12 protein-coding genes are annotated in these 16,506 nt (G+C 41.8%); all 12 read left to right on the top strand.

Annotated elements, in window-relative coordinates; genetic code table 11:
* Nucleotides 1-237 precede the first annotated feature (237 nt).
* The 12 genes from rny (at nucleotide 238) to mutS (ending at nucleotide 16,492) form a co-directional block, all read left to right on the top strand.
* A complete protein-coding gene (gene rny / locus ACFVAD_RS06735) occupies nucleotides 238-1,797 on the top strand; it encodes a ribonuclease Y (RefSeq protein ID WP_239582705.1) in 1,560 nt (519 codons plus the stop codon).
* A 106-nt stretch (nucleotides 1,798-1,903) separates the two neighbouring features.
* Nucleotides 1,904-2,698: a TIGR00282 family metallophosphoesterase gene (locus ACFVAD_RS06730; RefSeq protein WP_386637388.1), complete on the top strand. Its 795-nt coding sequence runs from the start codon at nucleotides 1,904-1,906 to the stop codon at nucleotides 2,696-2,698.
* 150 nt (nucleotides 2,699-2,848) lie between these two features.
* Nucleotides 2,849-3,109, top strand: coding sequence for a stage V sporulation protein SpoVS (gene spoVS, locus ACFVAD_RS06725; RefSeq protein WP_009330666.1), 261 nt, complete (start codon nucleotides 2,849-2,851; stop codon nucleotides 3,107-3,109).
* Between the two features lie 107 nt (nucleotides 3,110-3,216).
* Nucleotides 3,217-4,140, top strand: coding sequence for a dipeptidase (locus tag ACFVAD_RS06720; RefSeq protein WP_386637385.1), 924 nt, complete (start codon nucleotides 3,217-3,219; stop codon nucleotides 4,138-4,140).
* Nucleotides 4,141-4,399: 259 nt separating this feature from the next.
* Nucleotides 4,400-6,136 carry a 2-oxoacid:acceptor oxidoreductase subunit alpha gene (locus ACFVAD_RS06715; protein WP_386637383.1) on the top strand — a complete coding sequence of 579 codons (1,737 nt, stop codon included), beginning with the start codon at nucleotides 4,400-4,402 and terminating at the stop codon, nucleotides 6,134-6,136.
* A gap of 1 nt (nucleotide 6,137) precedes the next feature.
* Nucleotides 6,138-7,004 (top strand): 2-oxoacid:ferredoxin oxidoreductase subunit beta, encoded by an 867-nt coding sequence (locus ACFVAD_RS06710; RefSeq protein ID WP_386637381.1) that lies wholly within the window; start codon nucleotides 6,138-6,140, stop codon nucleotides 7,002-7,004.
* 1,028 nt (nucleotides 7,005-8,032) lie between these two features.
* Nucleotides 8,033-9,073, top strand: coding sequence for an L-threonine 3-dehydrogenase (gene tdh / locus ACFVAD_RS06705; RefSeq protein ID WP_386637379.1), 1,041 nt, complete (start codon nucleotides 8,033-8,035; stop codon nucleotides 9,071-9,073).
* A gap of 42 nt (nucleotides 9,074-9,115) precedes the next feature.
* Nucleotides 9,116-10,294: a glycine C-acetyltransferase gene (locus tag ACFVAD_RS06700; RefSeq protein ID WP_386637377.1), complete on the top strand. Its 1,179-nt coding sequence runs from the start codon at nucleotides 9,116-9,118 to the stop codon at nucleotides 10,292-10,294.
* 165 nt (nucleotides 10,295-10,459) lie between these two features.
* Nucleotides 10,460-11,995 (top strand): tRNA (N6-isopentenyl adenosine(37)-C2)-methylthiotransferase MiaB, encoded by a 1,536-nt coding sequence (miaB, locus tag ACFVAD_RS06695; protein WP_386637375.1) that lies wholly within the window; start codon nucleotides 10,460-10,462, stop codon nucleotides 11,993-11,995.
* 5 nt (nucleotides 11,996-12,000) lie between these two features.
* Nucleotides 12,001-12,432 carry a YlbF/YmcA family competence regulator gene (locus tag ACFVAD_RS06690; RefSeq protein WP_386637373.1) on the top strand — a complete coding sequence of 144 codons (432 nt, stop codon included), beginning with the start codon at nucleotides 12,001-12,003 and terminating at the stop codon, nucleotides 12,430-12,432.
* A 309-nt stretch (nucleotides 12,433-12,741) separates the two neighbouring features.
* Nucleotides 12,742-13,281 carry an outer spore coat protein CotE gene (locus ACFVAD_RS06685; RefSeq protein WP_386637371.1) on the top strand — a complete coding sequence of 180 codons (540 nt, stop codon included), beginning with the start codon at nucleotides 12,742-12,744 and terminating at the stop codon, nucleotides 13,279-13,281.
* 601 nt (nucleotides 13,282-13,882) lie between these two features.
* A complete protein-coding gene (gene mutS, locus ACFVAD_RS06680) occupies nucleotides 13,883-16,492 on the top strand; it encodes a DNA mismatch repair protein MutS (RefSeq protein WP_386637369.1) in 2,610 nt (869 codons plus the stop codon).
* The last annotated feature ends 14 nt before the right edge of the window (nucleotides 16,493-16,506 follow it).

The following is a 16,506-nucleotide window of genomic DNA, read 5'->3' as shown; positions in this document are numbered from 1 at the left end:
TGAATGTTTGAAATAGGATTAGTTTGCCAAAAAGGTAAAATGCTTGATAGGACAGGCTTGACAATAAATTTTCACAGATTTACAATTAGTATGTATAATTTACATTTTGTTAGAATTTTAGAGCTATAAAAAAGCTAAAAAAGCCTTTGAGCTGTATGTTGACACACATTGTAACAATGTACATGCCGACAATGAAATCTAGCAAGAAAAAAGTTCATAGCAAGAGGAGGTGTAATAATGGAAACTGTAACAATCATCTCCGCTTTGCTTGCCTTATTCGTCGGTGTAGTTGTTGGCTTTTATGTTCGTAAATCTATTGCTGAGCAAAAGATTTTAGGCGCTAAGAGTGCAGCTGAACAGATTGTGGAAGAATCGAAACGTGAAGCTGAATCACTTAAGAAAGAAGCACTATTAGAAGCTAAGGACGAAATTCACAAGCTTCGCACAGAAGCTGAACGTGAAATTCGTGACCGTAGAAACGAACTGCAAAAACAAGAAAATCGTTTAATGCAAAAAGAAGAGAATCTAGATCGAAAAGATGAATCGCTTGATAAACGTGAAGTAGCTTTGGAAAGGCGTGAAGATTCTTTAAACGATAGACAACAGCATATTGAAGAATTAGAAAGCAAAGTGGATCAATTAGTGCGTAAACAGCAGGAAGAGCTAGAACGCATTTCGGCTTTGACACGAGATGAAGCTAAAAACATCATCATTGACCGTGTTGAAAACGAATTATCCCATGATATTGCTCTGATGGTAAAGGAAAGTGAAAACAGAGCAAAAGAAGATGCGGATAAGAAGGCAAGAGAAATTCTTTCTTTAGCTGTCCAACGTTGCGCAGCAGATCATGTTGCAGAAACGACAGTATCCGTTGTTAACTTACCTAATGATGAGATGAAAGGTCGAATCATTGGTCGTGAAGGACGTAATATCCGTACTCTTGAAACATTGACTGGAATCGACTTGATCATCGATGACACACCAGAAGCTGTAATATTATCTGGTTTTGATCCGATCCGTCGTGAAACAGCACGTATTGCCCTTGATAAGCTAGTACAGGATGGGCGTATCCACCCTGCGCGTATTGAAGAAATGGTTGAAAAATCGAGACGTGAAGTGGATGAATACATCCGTGAAATGGGTGAGCAGACTACTTTTGAGGTCGGCGTCCATGGATTACACCCTGATTTGATTAAAATCCTGGGTCGATTGAAATTCCGTACAAGTTATGGACAGAACGTTCTGAAACATTCGATGGAAGTGGCCTTCTTATCCGGTTTGATGGCAGCTGAGCTTGGCGAGGATGAAACATTGGCTCGTCGTGCAGGATTGCTGCATGATATCGGGAAAGCGGTTGACCATGAAGTCGAAGGTAGTCACGTGGAAATCGGAGTAGAATTAGCTACGAAGTATAAGGAGCATCCTGTTGTTATCAACAGTATCGCTTCCCACCACGGAGATACGGAACCGACTTCCATCATTGCGGTACTGGTGGCAGCAGCCGATGCCCTATCAGCTGCAAGACCGGGAGCACGCAGTGAAACGCTCGAAAATTATATCCGTCGTTTAGAGAAACTGGAAGAGATTTCAGAATCCTACGAAGGTGTAGAGAAATCCTTTGCTATCCAAGCAGGTCGTGAAGTGCGTATCATGGTTAAACCTGATACAATCGATGATCTGGAAGCGCATCGTCTTGCAAGGGACATCAGAAAACGCATTGAGGAAGAACTGGATTATCCAGGACATATCAAGGTAACGGTTATTCGTGAAACAAGAGCCGTTGAATACGCAAAGTAAAGTGGTGCTCGCACCACTTTTTTTGTTTGTCTTTAAAGTGGTTTGCCTATCAACGAAAGGTATGGGAAACTATTAATAAAGAAATATAGAAGGGAATCGATTAATCTTGAGAATTTTATTTGTCGGAGACGTTGTGGGTTCTCCCGGTAGAGATATGGTCAAAGAATACCTGCCGAAATTAAAAAGTAAGTTCCAACCTGCGGTCACCATTGTCAATGGAGAGAATGCAGCAGGAGGAAAAGGAATTACAGAAAAAATTTATCAAGGATTTTTATCTGCTGGAGCCAATCTGGTGACGCTCGGGAATCATACTTGGGATAACCGTGAAATTTTTGAGTTTATAGATAGTGCAAAATTTATGATACGCCCTGCCAATTTTCCAAGTGAGACACCTGGGAAGGGCATTGCATATATCCCTTTTCACGGGAAGGAGCTTGCCGTAATCAATTTACAGGGAAGAACTTTTTTGCCTCCGATTGATTGTCCTTTCAAGAAAGCTGATGAGCTAGTAGAGGAAGCGAGAAAGCGGACGCCATTTATATTTGTCGATTTTCACGCAGAAGCGACCAGTGAAAAGCAGGCGATTGCCTGGTATTTGGATGGGCGGGTAACAGGAGTCGTCGGGACGCATACCCATGTTCAGACAAATGACTATCGCGTATTGCCTGAAGGAACAGCTTATATTACGGATGTAGGGATGACAGGGCCTTATGACGGCATATTAGGGGTTGAGCGGGATGCCGTACTGAAACGGTTTATGACATCCCTTCCAGTTCGATTTGAAGTGACGGAAGGAAGAACGCAACTTAATGCTGTCATCCTCGATGTAGATATGAAAACAGGTAAGGCCAAGTCCATCAAACCACTGATCATTAATGAGGACCATCCATTTTTTGATTGATAATTTGTTTATTTGAATATTAAGACTTCTGTAATGATACAAGTTGGAATACATCTGGCTTCTCCCGAATATAGTAGGAATGAAATTATTACAATTCATTCATCTATGGATCTTTCACCATATACTGTAAATGTTAAGGAGGAGCTAGAAATGGAAATATTAAAGGTTTCAGCCAAATCTAACCCAAATTCGGTAGCAGGGGCTTTAGCAGGAGTTTTAAGGGAACGAGGGAATGCAGAAATACAGGCAATCGGGGCTGGGGCACTGAACCAAGCTGTGAAAGCTGTAGCGATTGCCAGAGGCTTTGTCGCTCCTAGTGGAGTGGATTTGATATGTATTCCTGCTTTTACCGATATATTAATTGACGGTGAGGAACGGACTGCAATTAAATTGATCGTAGAACCTAGATAGAAAAAAATCAGAAGAATAGTATAAATGAGAGCCTGTTTGCAATTAGATGCAGACGGGTTTGTTTTTTTTAGCAAGTCAATAACAATTGTAAAAGGTGTGGGAATTGAATGCGGATTTTTGATGCTCATTGTGATACTGTATTCAGAATGTGGGAGGAACCTCATCTATCCTTCAAAGATAGTACAGACCTTCATGTTACATGGGATGGACTAAAGAATGCGGATGCAAGGGTCCAATGCTTTGCTATTTACATACCGGAAAATGTAAGACCGGAATCAAAGTTCGATGTAGCATTGGAAATGATCGATATTTTTTATAGAGATATCCTGCAGCGATTTCCAAAAATGAAGCTAGTTACCTCAAAAAGGGATATGCTGCATTTGAAGGAAGATGAGGTAGGGGCCATTCTGACATTGGAGGGCTGTGACGCGATTGGCAACAGTTTGGAACGGTTAAGAACTCTATTCCGATTAGGAGTTTCTTCGGTTGGTCTGACATGGAATTATGCCAACGCAGTAGCGGATGGAATTCTCGAGGAAAGAGGGGCAGGACTGTCATCGTTCGGTAAGCAGGTTGTACTGGAGAACAACGACCACTTTATCTGGACGGATGTTTCCCATTTATCCGAAAAGGGATTCTGGGAAGTGCTGGATATAGGTAGATATGTGATCGCGTCTCATTCCAACTGTAAAAAGATTTGTCATAATCCAAGGAATTTGACTGACGAACAAATAAAAGCGCTGATTGAAAAAGATGCTGCCATGGGCGTAACCTTTGTTCCACAATTTCTCTCCAACAATCCTGAATGCAACATTTCTGATGTGATCCGTCATATAGATCATATTTGTTCTCTTGGCGGTATCGATCATATCGGTTTCGGGTCGGATTTTGACGGAATCACAAAAACTGTCAGTGGATTATCCAGATACGAAGATTACGCAAGTCTGGTGAATACGTTATTAAAATACTATTCTAATACAGAGGTGGAAGGTTTTCTTTATGGTAATTTCTTTAAAAGATTCCCTAAATGATTAGTAAAATCAGCGATGTATACGTTTTCATATTTTGCTAATAAAATTTTCAAATTTTTTGAAAGAAATTGAATCAAACGCTTGTATTTTTAAAAAAATAGGTCTACAATGAAAGCGTTTAGTACATATTTTACCTGATTTTATAGTAGTTTCTATTCCATATTTCATTATTAAATAAGTAATCTAATCGGAATAGTGTTACAATTGGATTCGTATGATAAATTCTGACAATGAAGGTAATTAAAGGGGTGTAAGGCACATGATCAATCAACTTTCATGGAAAGTTGGAGGGCAACAAGGAGAAGGTATCGAAAGTACTGGTGAAATTTTCTCCATCGCATTAAATCGTTTAGGATATTACTTATATGGCTATCGCCATTTCTCTTCTCGTATTAAAGGTGGACATACTAACAATAAAATCCGTGTTAGTACAACACAGGTTCGTTCCATTTCTGATGATCTTGATATATTAGTAGCATTTGACCAGGAAACAATCGATGTGAACTACCATGAATTACGCCAAGGCGGAGTGGTTATTGCCGATGCGAAATTCAAGCCAAGCATTCCTGAAGATGGAAAAGCAACATTGTATGCTGTACCATTCACAGAAATCGCTTCAGAGCTTGGTACATCTTTAATGAAGAACATGGTTGCAGTTGGGGCATCAAGTGCCATTCTTGATCTGGATGCAGAATCCTTCCGTGAAGTGGTACAGGAGATTTTCGGAAGAAAAGGCGAATCCATTGTGGAAAAGAACATGGAAGCGATCCGTGCGGGTGTTGCATTTGTGAAGGAACAAGCAGAAAATGTCCAGACGATGCAGTTGGAAAAAGCCGATGGCAAAAAGCGCCTGTTCATGATCGGAAATGACGCAATCGCAATGGGTGCTGTTGCAGCGGGTTCACGTTTTATGCCTGCTTATCCTATCACTCCTGCATCTGAGATTATGGAATACCTGATTAAAAAGCTCCCTAAATTCGGTGGAACAGTTATCCAGACAGAAGACGAAATTGCTGCATGTACAATGGCAATCGGTGCTAACTACGCTGGGGTACGTACGCTGACAGCTTCTGCAGGTCCTGGTCTTTCCTTGATGATGGAAGCGATCGGTCTTTCCGGTATGACGGAAACTCCACTAGTTGTCGTCGACACGCAGCGTGGTGGACCAAGTACAGGTCTTCCGACTAAAATCGAACAATCTGATCTTATGGCCATGATCTATGGCACACATGGTGAAATCCCTAAGGTTGTTATGGCTCCAAGTACAGTTCAGGAAGCATTCTACGACACAGTGGAAGCATTCAATATTGCAGAAGAATATCAAGTGCCGGTTATTCTATTGACAGACCTGCAATTATCATTGGGCAAGCAGTCAGTTGAGCCTCTTGCATTTGATAAGGTAGAAATCCGCCGCGGTAAACTGGATATAAATGCAGAAATTCCGGATACAGATGACAAGAGCTACTTTAAGCGCTATGAAGTTACAGAAGACGGGGTATCTCCACGTGTGATTCCTGGTATGAAAAACGGCATTCACCATGTAACAGGTGTTGAGCACGAAGAAACAGGGAAACCATCAGAGGTTGCGGCTAACCGTCAAGCTCAAATGGACAAGCGTCTTCGTAAATTGAACAACTTGAAGTTCAACAATCCTGTTCATGTTAATGCGAAGCATGAAGATCCGGATGTATTGCTTGTAGGATTCAACTCTACTAGAGGAACAATCGAAGAAGCAATGGAACGTCTGGAATTAGAAGGCATCAAAGCAAACCATGCGCAAATCCGACTGATTCACCCATTCCCGACAGAGGAAGTTATGCCATTGGTTAAAGCGGCGAAAAAAGTCATTGTTGTGGAATACAACGCTACAGGTCAGTTGGCCAGCATCCTGAAAATGAATGTCGGTCATGCTGAAAAAATCCGTAGCCTCTTGAAGTACGATGGAGATCCATTCCTACCGAAAGAAATCCACACAAAATGCAAGGAGCTGTTATAAGATGGCAACGTTTAAAGACTTTCGAAATAATGTAAAACCTAACTGGTGCCCAGGCTGTGGGGATTTTTCCGTGCAGGCTGCCATCCAGCGAGCTGCTGCCAACGTCGGACTTGAGCCGGAAAACCTTGCTGTAGTATCAGGTATCGGCTGCTCAGGTCGTATTTCCGGATACATCAATTCATATGGTTTCCACGGGATCCATGGTCGTTCCCTTCCGATTGCACAAGGTGTGAAAATGGCCAACAAAGATTTGACTGTTATCGCATCAGGTGGAGATGGAGATGGATTTGCCATCGGACTTGGACATACTATCCATGCAATTCGCCGTAATATTGATGTTACTTACATTGTAATGGACAACCAAATTTATGGTTTGACTAAAGGTCAAACTTCCCCTCGTAGTGAAGTAGGTTTCAAAACGAAATCCACTCCACAAGGGTCCATCGAGTCCTCTTTATCTGTAATGGAAATGGCATTGACTGCCGGAGCAACATTTGTTGCCCAAAGTTTCTCTACAGACCTAAAGGATTTGACTTCTTTGATCGAACAGGGTATCAACCATAAAGGATTCTCCCTGATTAACGTATTCAGTCCATGTGTTACCTATAACAAGGTCAATACATATGATTGGTTTAAAGAGAATCTAACTAAACTGAGTGATATCGAAGGCTATGATGCACACAGTAAAGTAACTGCTATGCAAACACTTATGGAGCACAATGGTCTGGTTACAGGTCTTATCTACCAGAACAAAGAGCAGAAATCCTATCAGGAATTGGTGCATAACTACAGTGAAGAGCCACTGGCAAAAGCCGATCTTCAACTTGATGAAGCGCAATTCAATGAACTGGTAAAAGAATTCATGTAATAGAATTAAAAAGGCTTGGACAATTGTCCAGGCTTTTTTTATGTAAAGATAAGTTAAAGACACGTTCTTTATTAAAGGCTCTTTTCGTAAAGTTTGTTGCTTATGCTCGTGAAAAATCGGCATTTGGATTTTTCACGGCACTTATCCACCATCTGATTCAAAGGGAATTTATTCTACTGCACGGGAAAAGAGCACGAAAGCGAATCATATTACGTGTTTAAGCTGGATACGTCAAAATCAACAATGTATGCGAAAACAGCTTTATAAAAAATGTGCCGAAATGACAATCGTTTGGTCATCATTATGGGTTTATAAAAAAGGGAAACTCGCCGTAGATATTGGCGAGTTTCTTTATTATACAATTACTGATTCGAATCGTCGTAATCTTTTATTTAAAATGTCCTGTCCTTTATCGAAGAACCAGCAAAAGTATATTAGCGGAGATTTCCGGTTAAATGCAAAAAAAAAGCTGGTTTCGGGGGAAATAAGGGGAGTTTTTCCGCTTACGCAAAGCAAAATCACCGATAATAGAATTTTACGAGTCAATAGGCGTAATTTCTCCGTCTATTTCAGCTGTTTTTAATGATAATTACTAATTAAGCGGAATTGTTCCGTCTATTAATCTGCTCTAGTACTTAACCTGAACTTTCAACCGATAAGTGCGAGCGCTCTTGATCCTAGATGAAGGAATCAGCAGCCAAAGATCAATAAAATACAAAACCGTACTGTAAATGACATAAGACTTGATCACCTTTTTTAAGTGGAGACCCAACAGGCAAATCCGATGAGGCTCCAAAAAACGCCCCTTTGATCGCTGCGCCTAGTGCGGAAATCAACAGCGGTTTTTAACAGAGCTTTCAGTTAAATGTAAGCGCTTAACTAAAAATCAAAAAATTTCTCATGATTTTTCCCAACGTAATCACTTGTACACGCCGAGTGGACACTGCTGTTTACTCAAAACTTCATAGATGATACACTGTTAGTAGAAATCAAGAATTATAGTCTTATTTATTGAGGGAGTGTTCTCTGTGAATGGAAAAATGAAAGCAATCGTGAAGCATCATCGTGGATATGGTGCCGAACTTCAGATGGTTGATATACCACAAATCAAAGAAGATGAAGTACTGATAAAAGTAAAAGCGACATCTATCTGCGGGACAGATGTTCATATATATACATGGGATGAATGGTCAGAGAGCCGAGTGAATCCTCCCTATGTGTTTGGTCATGAATTTGCTGGCGAAATTGTCGAGGTTGGTAGCAAAGTAACTAATGTAGTATTGGGAGACCAGGTTTCTGCAGAAACACATATTGTATGTTATGAGTGTCCACAATGTTTAACTGGGGACTACCATATTTGTAAGAACACGAAAATCATCGGGGTGGATACACATGGCTGTTTTGCAGAGTATGTAGCACTTCCTGCGGTTAATGTGTGGAAAAATCCGAAAGATATGCCATACGATGTCGCTTCTGTACAAGAGCCAATGGGGAATGCTGTTCACACCGTTCTTGCGGGTGATGTTGCAGGGAAAACGGTAGCGGTAATCGGATGTGGCCCTATCGGAATCATGGCAGTGGGAGTGGCGAAAGCTGCCGGCGCTTCCCAGGTCATCGCAATAGATCTGAATGAATATCGTTTGGACCTTGCAACTAAAATGGGTGCGAGTACTGTCATCAATGCAAAAGAGAATAATCCGGTAGATCTTGTAATGGAGCTGACTGATGGTAATGGTGTGGATGTCATTTGTGAAATGTCCGGTCATCCGATAGCTATGAACCAAGGATTCAAAATGGTGACAAACGGTGGCCGAGTTTCCATTCTTAGCTTACCAGTCCGTCCTGTGGAGCTTGATATTACCAATGATATCGTATTTAAAGGTGTGACGGTCCAGGGGATTACGGGGCGTAAAATGTATAAAACATGGCAGCAGGTTTCAAGACTTCTTAAATCTGGCCAAGTAGACGTAAAACCGATGATTACACATCATTTCCCACTTGAGGACTTTGAAAAAGGGTTTGATTTAATGATTTCAGGTCAATGTGGTAAAGTTGTGTTACAACCTTAATTTCAAATTAAATGTGAACATCTATTTTCAGGAGGGGTTTTAATGAAAGGGTTTGAATACCTGCAGGAAGAATTGGATCAAATGAAGGAACAGGGTACATTTAGAAAGCTGGTTCCATTGGAATCCGATCAAGGATCCAAAGTAGTCATCAACGGGAAGGAAGTCATTCAATTATCTTCCAACAACTACTTGGGGCTTACCTCTCACCCTCGCCTTGTAAAAGCGGCGCTGGAAGCTGTGGAAAAATTCGGTGCAGGAACAGGTTCCGTCCGTACCATCGCGGGAACTTTCACCATGCATGAAGAGCTAGAGGAAAAGCTTGCAAAGTTCAAGCACACAGAGGCAGCGCTCGTATTCCAATCTGGTTTTACAACAAACCAGGGAGTTTTGTCCGCCATTCTGTCACCTGAGGATGTTGTTATCTCCGATGCACTGAACCATGCATCCATCATTGATGGTATCCGTCTGACAAAGTCAGCTCGTAAAGTATACAAGCATGTTGATATGGAAGATTTGGAGCGTGCACTGAAGGAATCAGCTGACTTCCGTAAACGCCTCATCGTAACAGATGGTGTATTCTCCATGGATGGCAACATTGCTCCACTGGATAAAATTGTCGAGCTTGCAGAAAAGTATGATGCACTTGTCATGGTTGATGATGCCCATGCGTCTGGTGTACTTGGTGAAAATGGCCGCGGCACTGTGAACCATTTCGGTTTGGACGGAAGAGTTCATATCCAAGTCGGGACATTGAGTAAAGCTGTTGGTGTACTCGGAGGATATGTAGCGAGTACCCGTTCTTTGATTGACTATCTAATCCACAAAGGCAGACCATTCCTTTTCAGTACTTCTCATCCGCCTGCAGTTACGGCTGCATGTGATGAGGCGATCCAAGTTCTTTTGGAGGAGCCGGAACTGATTGAGAAGCTATGGGATAATGCGAGATTCTTCAAGGATGGGCTTAAGAAGCTTGGTTTTGATACAGGAAATAGCCAAACACCTGTTACCCCTGTTATTGTGGGAGAAGAAGCATTATGCCATAAATTCTCCGATAAATTATTGGAATATGGTGTATTCGCTCAAGGGATTGCATTCCCGACAGTGGCGAAGGGGATAGCACGTGTACGTACCATAGTTACTGCACAGCATTCAAAAGAAGAACTCCAAGAGGCTTTGGATATTTTTGAAAAGGCCGGGAAAGAGCTAGGGATTATTTCATAATAAGACAACAAGAGAAGAGACACCACTAAAAGCGTGTCTCTTTTTTATGTATGAATATGAACATTTTCCTACAGCTCATGTATTTATATTGTTTAGAACTGGATAAAATTATATACTATGTTAATGTGTAGAGTTTTATAGACTCTATGGGAAGGAGTCATCTTTATGAATGAAAAGCAAAGAGTAGAATCACAGCAAGTGGGCGTTGGAAATCCATCGGACAAAAAATCCGCTAAAGATTTCAGCAAGTACTTTGAAACCGTGTATATTCCACCATCCTTGAAGGATGCGAAAAAGCGCGGAAAAGAAGAAGTGAACTATCATAATGACTTTCATATTTCAGAAGAATTTCAAGGATTGGGTAACGGTAAGAAATTCTATATTCGCACATATGGCTGTCAAATGAACGAGCATGACACAGAAGTAATGGCTGGTATTTTTCTCGGTTTGGGCTATGCACCGACAGATACAGTAAATGATGCGGATGTCATCCTATTGAATACCTGTGCAATCAGGGAAAATGCCGAAAATAAGGTGTTCGGTGAATTGGGACATTTGAAAACCTTGAAAAAACACCGTCCTAACCTTTTGATCGGTGTTTGCGGCTGTATGTCCCAAGAGGAATCAGTAGTTAATAAGATTTTGAAAACCTACAATCAAGTGGATATGATTTTTGGTACACATAACATCCACCGTATTCCTAACATACTTAAAGAGGCTTATATGTCTAAAGAAATGGTTGTCGAAGTTTGGTCCAAAGAGGGCGATGTAATCGAGAACCTTCCTAAGGTACGTAAAGGTGAGATCAAAGCCTGGGTAAATATCATGTATGGCTGTGATAAATTCTGTACCTATTGCATCGTGCCTTATACTCGCGGGAAAGAACGAAGCCGCCGTCCTCTGGATATCATTCAGGAAGTCCGTCATCTGGCAGCACAAGGCTATCAGGAAATCACCCTACTAGGTCAAAATGTTAATGCGTATGGAAAAGACTTTGAGGATATGACTTATGGACTTGGAGATCTGATGGACGAAATAAGAAAGATAGATATACCAAGAATCCGCTTTACAACCAGTCATCCAAGAGATTTCGACGATAGATTGATTGAGGTTCTGGGAAAAGGCGGAAACCTGCTTGACCATATTCATCTTCCTGTACAATCGGGTAGCTCCGAGGTGTTGAAGATGATGGCACGAAAGTATGACAGGGAGCGCTACCTGGAACTTGTCGGCAAAATTAAAGCGGCAATGCCCAACGCTTCTTTGACTACTGATATTATCGTCGGATTTCCGAATGAAACGGAAGAGCAGTTTGAAGAAACGCTTTCCCTTTACCGTGAAGTTGAATTTGATACAGCATATACATTCATCTATTCCCCTCGTGAAGGAACTCCTGCTGCCAAGATGGTGGACAATGTTCCATTGGAAGTGAAAAAAGAGCGTCTTCAGCGCTTGAATGCCCTAGTAAATGAAATCTCGGCGAAAAAGCTGAAAGAGTATGAAGGGCAAGTGGTGGAAGTGTTGGTAGAAGGGGAAAGCAAGAAAAACCCTGATGTATTGGCAGGCTATACAGAAAAAAGCAAATTGGTGAATTTTAGAGGACCAAAATCTATTATCGGCAAGTTGATAAAAGTGAAGGTAACAAAAGCGAAAACCTGGACACTTGATGGTGAACTGGTAGAAGAAACACTGGAGGTATAAGGATTATGGCTAAATATACAAAAGCGGACATCGTTGAAAGAGCAAAAGAATTGGCACAAATGATCGCGGAGACGGAAGAAGTGGATTACTTCAAACGTGCAGAAGCACAGATTAATGAAAACCAAAAAATCAAGGAAATGGTTGCAAGTGTGAAGAGCCTTCAAAAGCAAGCTGTGAATTTCCAACACTACAGCAAGCAGGAAGCACTTAAGAAAACAGAAGAAAAGCTGGATAATCTGTTAAAAGAATTGGATGAGATTCCGATTGTTCAAGAATTCAAAAACTCCCAGCAAAGTGTGAACGACCTATTGCAACTGGTTTCAAATGCGATTTCCAATAAGGTGACAGACGAAATCATCGTTTCAACCGGCGGCGATGTTCTACGCGGGGAAACTGGCTCCCATGTAAAGAATAGCCACGGCGGTTCATGCAATTAATCGAAAAGCAGCCAAACCAGTATAGAGAAGCAGCAAGGATATGAGTCTTATCCTTGCTGCTTCTTTTTTTGGAATTGAAATGAGTTATAGGCTTAAAGTGGATTCGTAATATGCATATTAATGAGCGAACCTCTCTTCTTGAAAAAATCATATAAAATAGGCACATATCTCGGAAAGCTTGCATACAATGAACTATACGTTAATTTGTTAGAAATTATTGGTTTCGTTTTTTTATGTCATTAAAGCACAATTGTCATTTAACCCGCATAGGATGAAATGAAGATTGTCATGAGGAGGGTGTATGCTCGAATGTCTGAATACAGAGAAATTATCACAAGAGCAGTTACCGGTAAAGGTAGAAAATTTACGCAGTCTAAACATACGATTAGTCCCTCGCATCGTCCTACTAGTATTTTAGGATGCTGGGTCATTAATCATAAGTATGATGCGAAGAAAGTGGACGACACAGTTGAAGTGGCAGGGCATTATGATATCAACTGTTGGTTTTCCCATAGTGACAATACGAAAACGCAGGTTGTCACGGAAACTGTCTCCTATACGGATGTGGTGAAGCTCCGTTATAAGGATGACAACAGTATTGGCGATGAGCACGAAGTAGTAGCACGCGTACTGCAACAGCCCAACTGCCTGGAGGCGAGCATTTCTGAAAATGGTGGAAAAGTGGAAGTGCAGGTGGAAAGAGAGTTTCTTGCTGAAATAATCGGTGAAACAAAAGTGGTTGTGGAGGTACATCCTGAAACTTCTACAGATGATTCGGACTGGGATGTAGAAGACGAGGATTTCGAAGATCTGAATCCTGACTTTATTGTAGACGGATACGAAGAATAAGAAGATTACTAGGGAGGCCACTTCCTAGTTTTCTTTTGTTTTCTGGAAGGTTACCCTAAAAACTAAGTAATCTGTTGGACTCCCTGTTGATTTCCGTTCCAGGTGGCAGCGATCGCGGGGTGGAGCTTGAGCCTCCTCGGCTTGCCTGCGGGGTCTCAAGTCTACCGCTATCTCCCGCAGGACAAGGAAGGCTGCGGCAGCGATACATCGCACGAAGAAAATGCTTGCATTTTCGAGGAGTCTCACACCTTGCACTCCAATCAACAGGGGCGGCAAGTTACGCATAACGTCTGCACTATATTTTCATTTGTCATGGTGAAAATCTTTTACATGAAGTTCTCTGTTAGTATCTATTGCTGCTTTTTTAAGAATCTAGCTGTTGATTGGAGCAATAGGCGAAGCGGCTCCATTAACGCCCCGCGGAAAGCGCAGCCTAGTGCGGAAATCAACAGCGGTGTTAAACGGAAAATTAATTTAGAATAACCATTTTAAGCTATACAAATTTCAACAACTTTATATAATCAAATCCCCACCGCTATAGCTCCTTGTGAAATATGATATAATAAAACAGCAAAAACAATGGAGAATGGTTGGGGATAACATGGCTTCTTATACGCCTATGATACAGCAATATTTAAGAGTGAAGGCAGACTACCAAGATGCCTTTTTATTTTTTCGCCTTGGAGATTTTTATGAAATGTTTTTTGAGGATGCGGTTAAGGCATCCCAGGAGCTTGAGATTACATTAACGAGCCGTGATGGCGGATCAAAGGACCGGATTCCGATGTGCGGGGTTCCATATCATGCGGCTCCTAACTATATAGAACAATTAATAAACAAAGGATTTAAAGTGGCGATTTGCGAGCAAGTCGAAGATCCGAAGCTTACCAAGGGTGTGGTGAAGCGTGAAGTGGTCCAGCTTATCACACCTGGTACGGTTATGGAAGGTAAAGGTTTAACAGATAAGCAAAATAACTTTCTTACGACCCTATCTGACTTTGGTGACGAAACTTATGGATTGGCATTTGCTGATCTTTCTACCGGGGAAATACATACGACCATTATGTCCGGCCCTGAACAGTCGCTGCTGAATGAGGTTTATTCAATCGGAGCGAAGGAAGTTGTGATAGAAGAGGGGTTTCCGCCACATATTGTCCAGATGCTTAAAGAGAGAATGGTAGTCACATTCTCCTATGAGCAATCAACGGTGATTACTCCGGAATTTTCCCATATTGCGGACAAGTTGGAGCAGGAAAAACTGCTAATAACGGTTGGTCGACTTTTAAACTATCTGAAAAGAACTCAAAAACGGAGTCTTGACCATTTGCAGCCAGCGCAATTCTATGAGTTGGATCAAACGATGAAAATAGATCTGTTTTCAAAAAGGAACCTCGAACTGACGGAAACCATCCGATCCAAAGGTAAAAAAGGCTCCTTGCTGTGGCTGTTGGATCAGACTGTAACAGCTATGGGAGGAAGACTATTAAAGCAATGGGTGGACAGGCCATTAATAAATAAAAAAGAAATAGATACCCGTCATGAACTAGTTGAGACGTTAATGAAGGAGTATTTTACAAGGCAGGAAATAAGAGAGCTCCTTAAAGAGGTCTATGACCTGGAAAGGCTGGCGGGGCGTGTGGCTTTTGGGAATGTGAATGCCCGCGACCTCGTGCAGCTCCGAAAATCATTGTCACAAATTCCTGCATTAAAAGAGCAGATTCAAACGCTCCCGATTGACACGGACAGTGTGTTGGAACATATGGATGAATGCGCTGATCTAACAGGGCTTTTGCAAGACAGTCTCGTAGAACAGCCTTCCCTTTCCGTTAAAGAGGGCAATATGATGAAGGACGGCTTTCATGAGGAACTGGACAAGTACCGGGATGCACGGAAGAACGGCAAGACTTGGATTGCGGAGCTTGAGAAAAGAGAGCGCGAGCTTACGGGCATCCGTTCACTGAAAATAGGATACAATCGGATTTTCGGTTATTATATTGAAATAACAAAAGCGAATCTCGCAACATTGCCTGAAGGTAGATATGAAAGAAAACAGACACTAGCAAACGCGGAACGCTACATTACCGAGGAACTTAAGGAAAAGGAAACACTTATTCTTGAAGCGGAAGAAAAGATAGTGGCATTGGAATACGAGCTGTTTCTAAAATTGAGAGAAGAAGTGAAGGCCTATATTCCAAGACTTCAAAAGCTGGCAAAAGCGGTCAGTGAAATGGATGTCCTGCAGTGCTTTGCGACTATCAGCGAGGAGCGGCATTATACGAGGCCGACATTCAATGACGAACGGAGAGTACATATCAAGGATGGTCGTCATCCTGTCGTGGAGAAGGTTATGGACTCCAATGAATATGTGCCGAACGATTGCTGGATGGATAAGGAAAACGAGATGCTGCTCATCACAGGACCTAACATGTCAGGGAAAAGCACGTATATGCGACAGGTTGCCCTGACTTCGATTCTTGCTCAAATCGGGTGTTTTGTGCCTGCCAGTGAGGCATCCCTCCCTATCTTTGACCAGATTTTTACGAGAATCGGTGCAGCGGATGATTTGATTTCAGGCCAGAGCACCTTTATGGTAGAAATGCTGGAAGCGAGAAATGCGATCGTCTATGCAACGCAAAACAGCTTGATCTTATTTGATGAGATAGGCCGGGGAACCTCCACCTATGACGGAATGGCGCTTGCCCAGGCATTGATTGAATATATTCATGATAAGATCGGTGCCAAAACTTTATTCTCTACGCATTATCATGAATTGACCACCCTGGATCAGAATCTGGATAAACTGAAGAATATCCATGTCAGTGTGGTGGAGCAAAACGGAAAAGTTGTATTTCTGCATAAGATGAAGGAAGGTCCTGCCGATAAGAGCTATGGTATCCATGTAGCGGAACTTGCGGAACTGCCAAAAGAGCTGATAGCGCGTGCCCAGGTCATTCTGGAACAGCTTGAAGCTGAACCTGGTTCATCGACTCTTCCAGAAACGGAAAACCTCAAAGCAAAGGAAAGTGCAGATCCGCTTACACAGCTATCATTCTTTGAAGTGAACGAAGAGCGGCGTGGTCATGAGAAAATGAGTAAAGCGGAAACGCAAGCAATTGAAAAATTAAAGAAGATGGATCTACTTGATACGACACCTCTTGATGCGTTAAATAAACTATATGAAATTCAAAAGCTTTTAAAAACGAAAAAATAGGAGAGGAGGGAGCT

This window comes from Sutcliffiella sp. NPDC057660 (genome assembly GCF_042800035.1).
In the GTDB taxonomy this organism is placed as follows: Bacteria; Bacillota; Bacilli; order Bacillales; family Bacillaceae_I; genus Sutcliffiella_A.
Note: the sequence above shows the minus strand (reverse complement) of the source record. Positions and strands in the feature narration are given on the sequence as shown.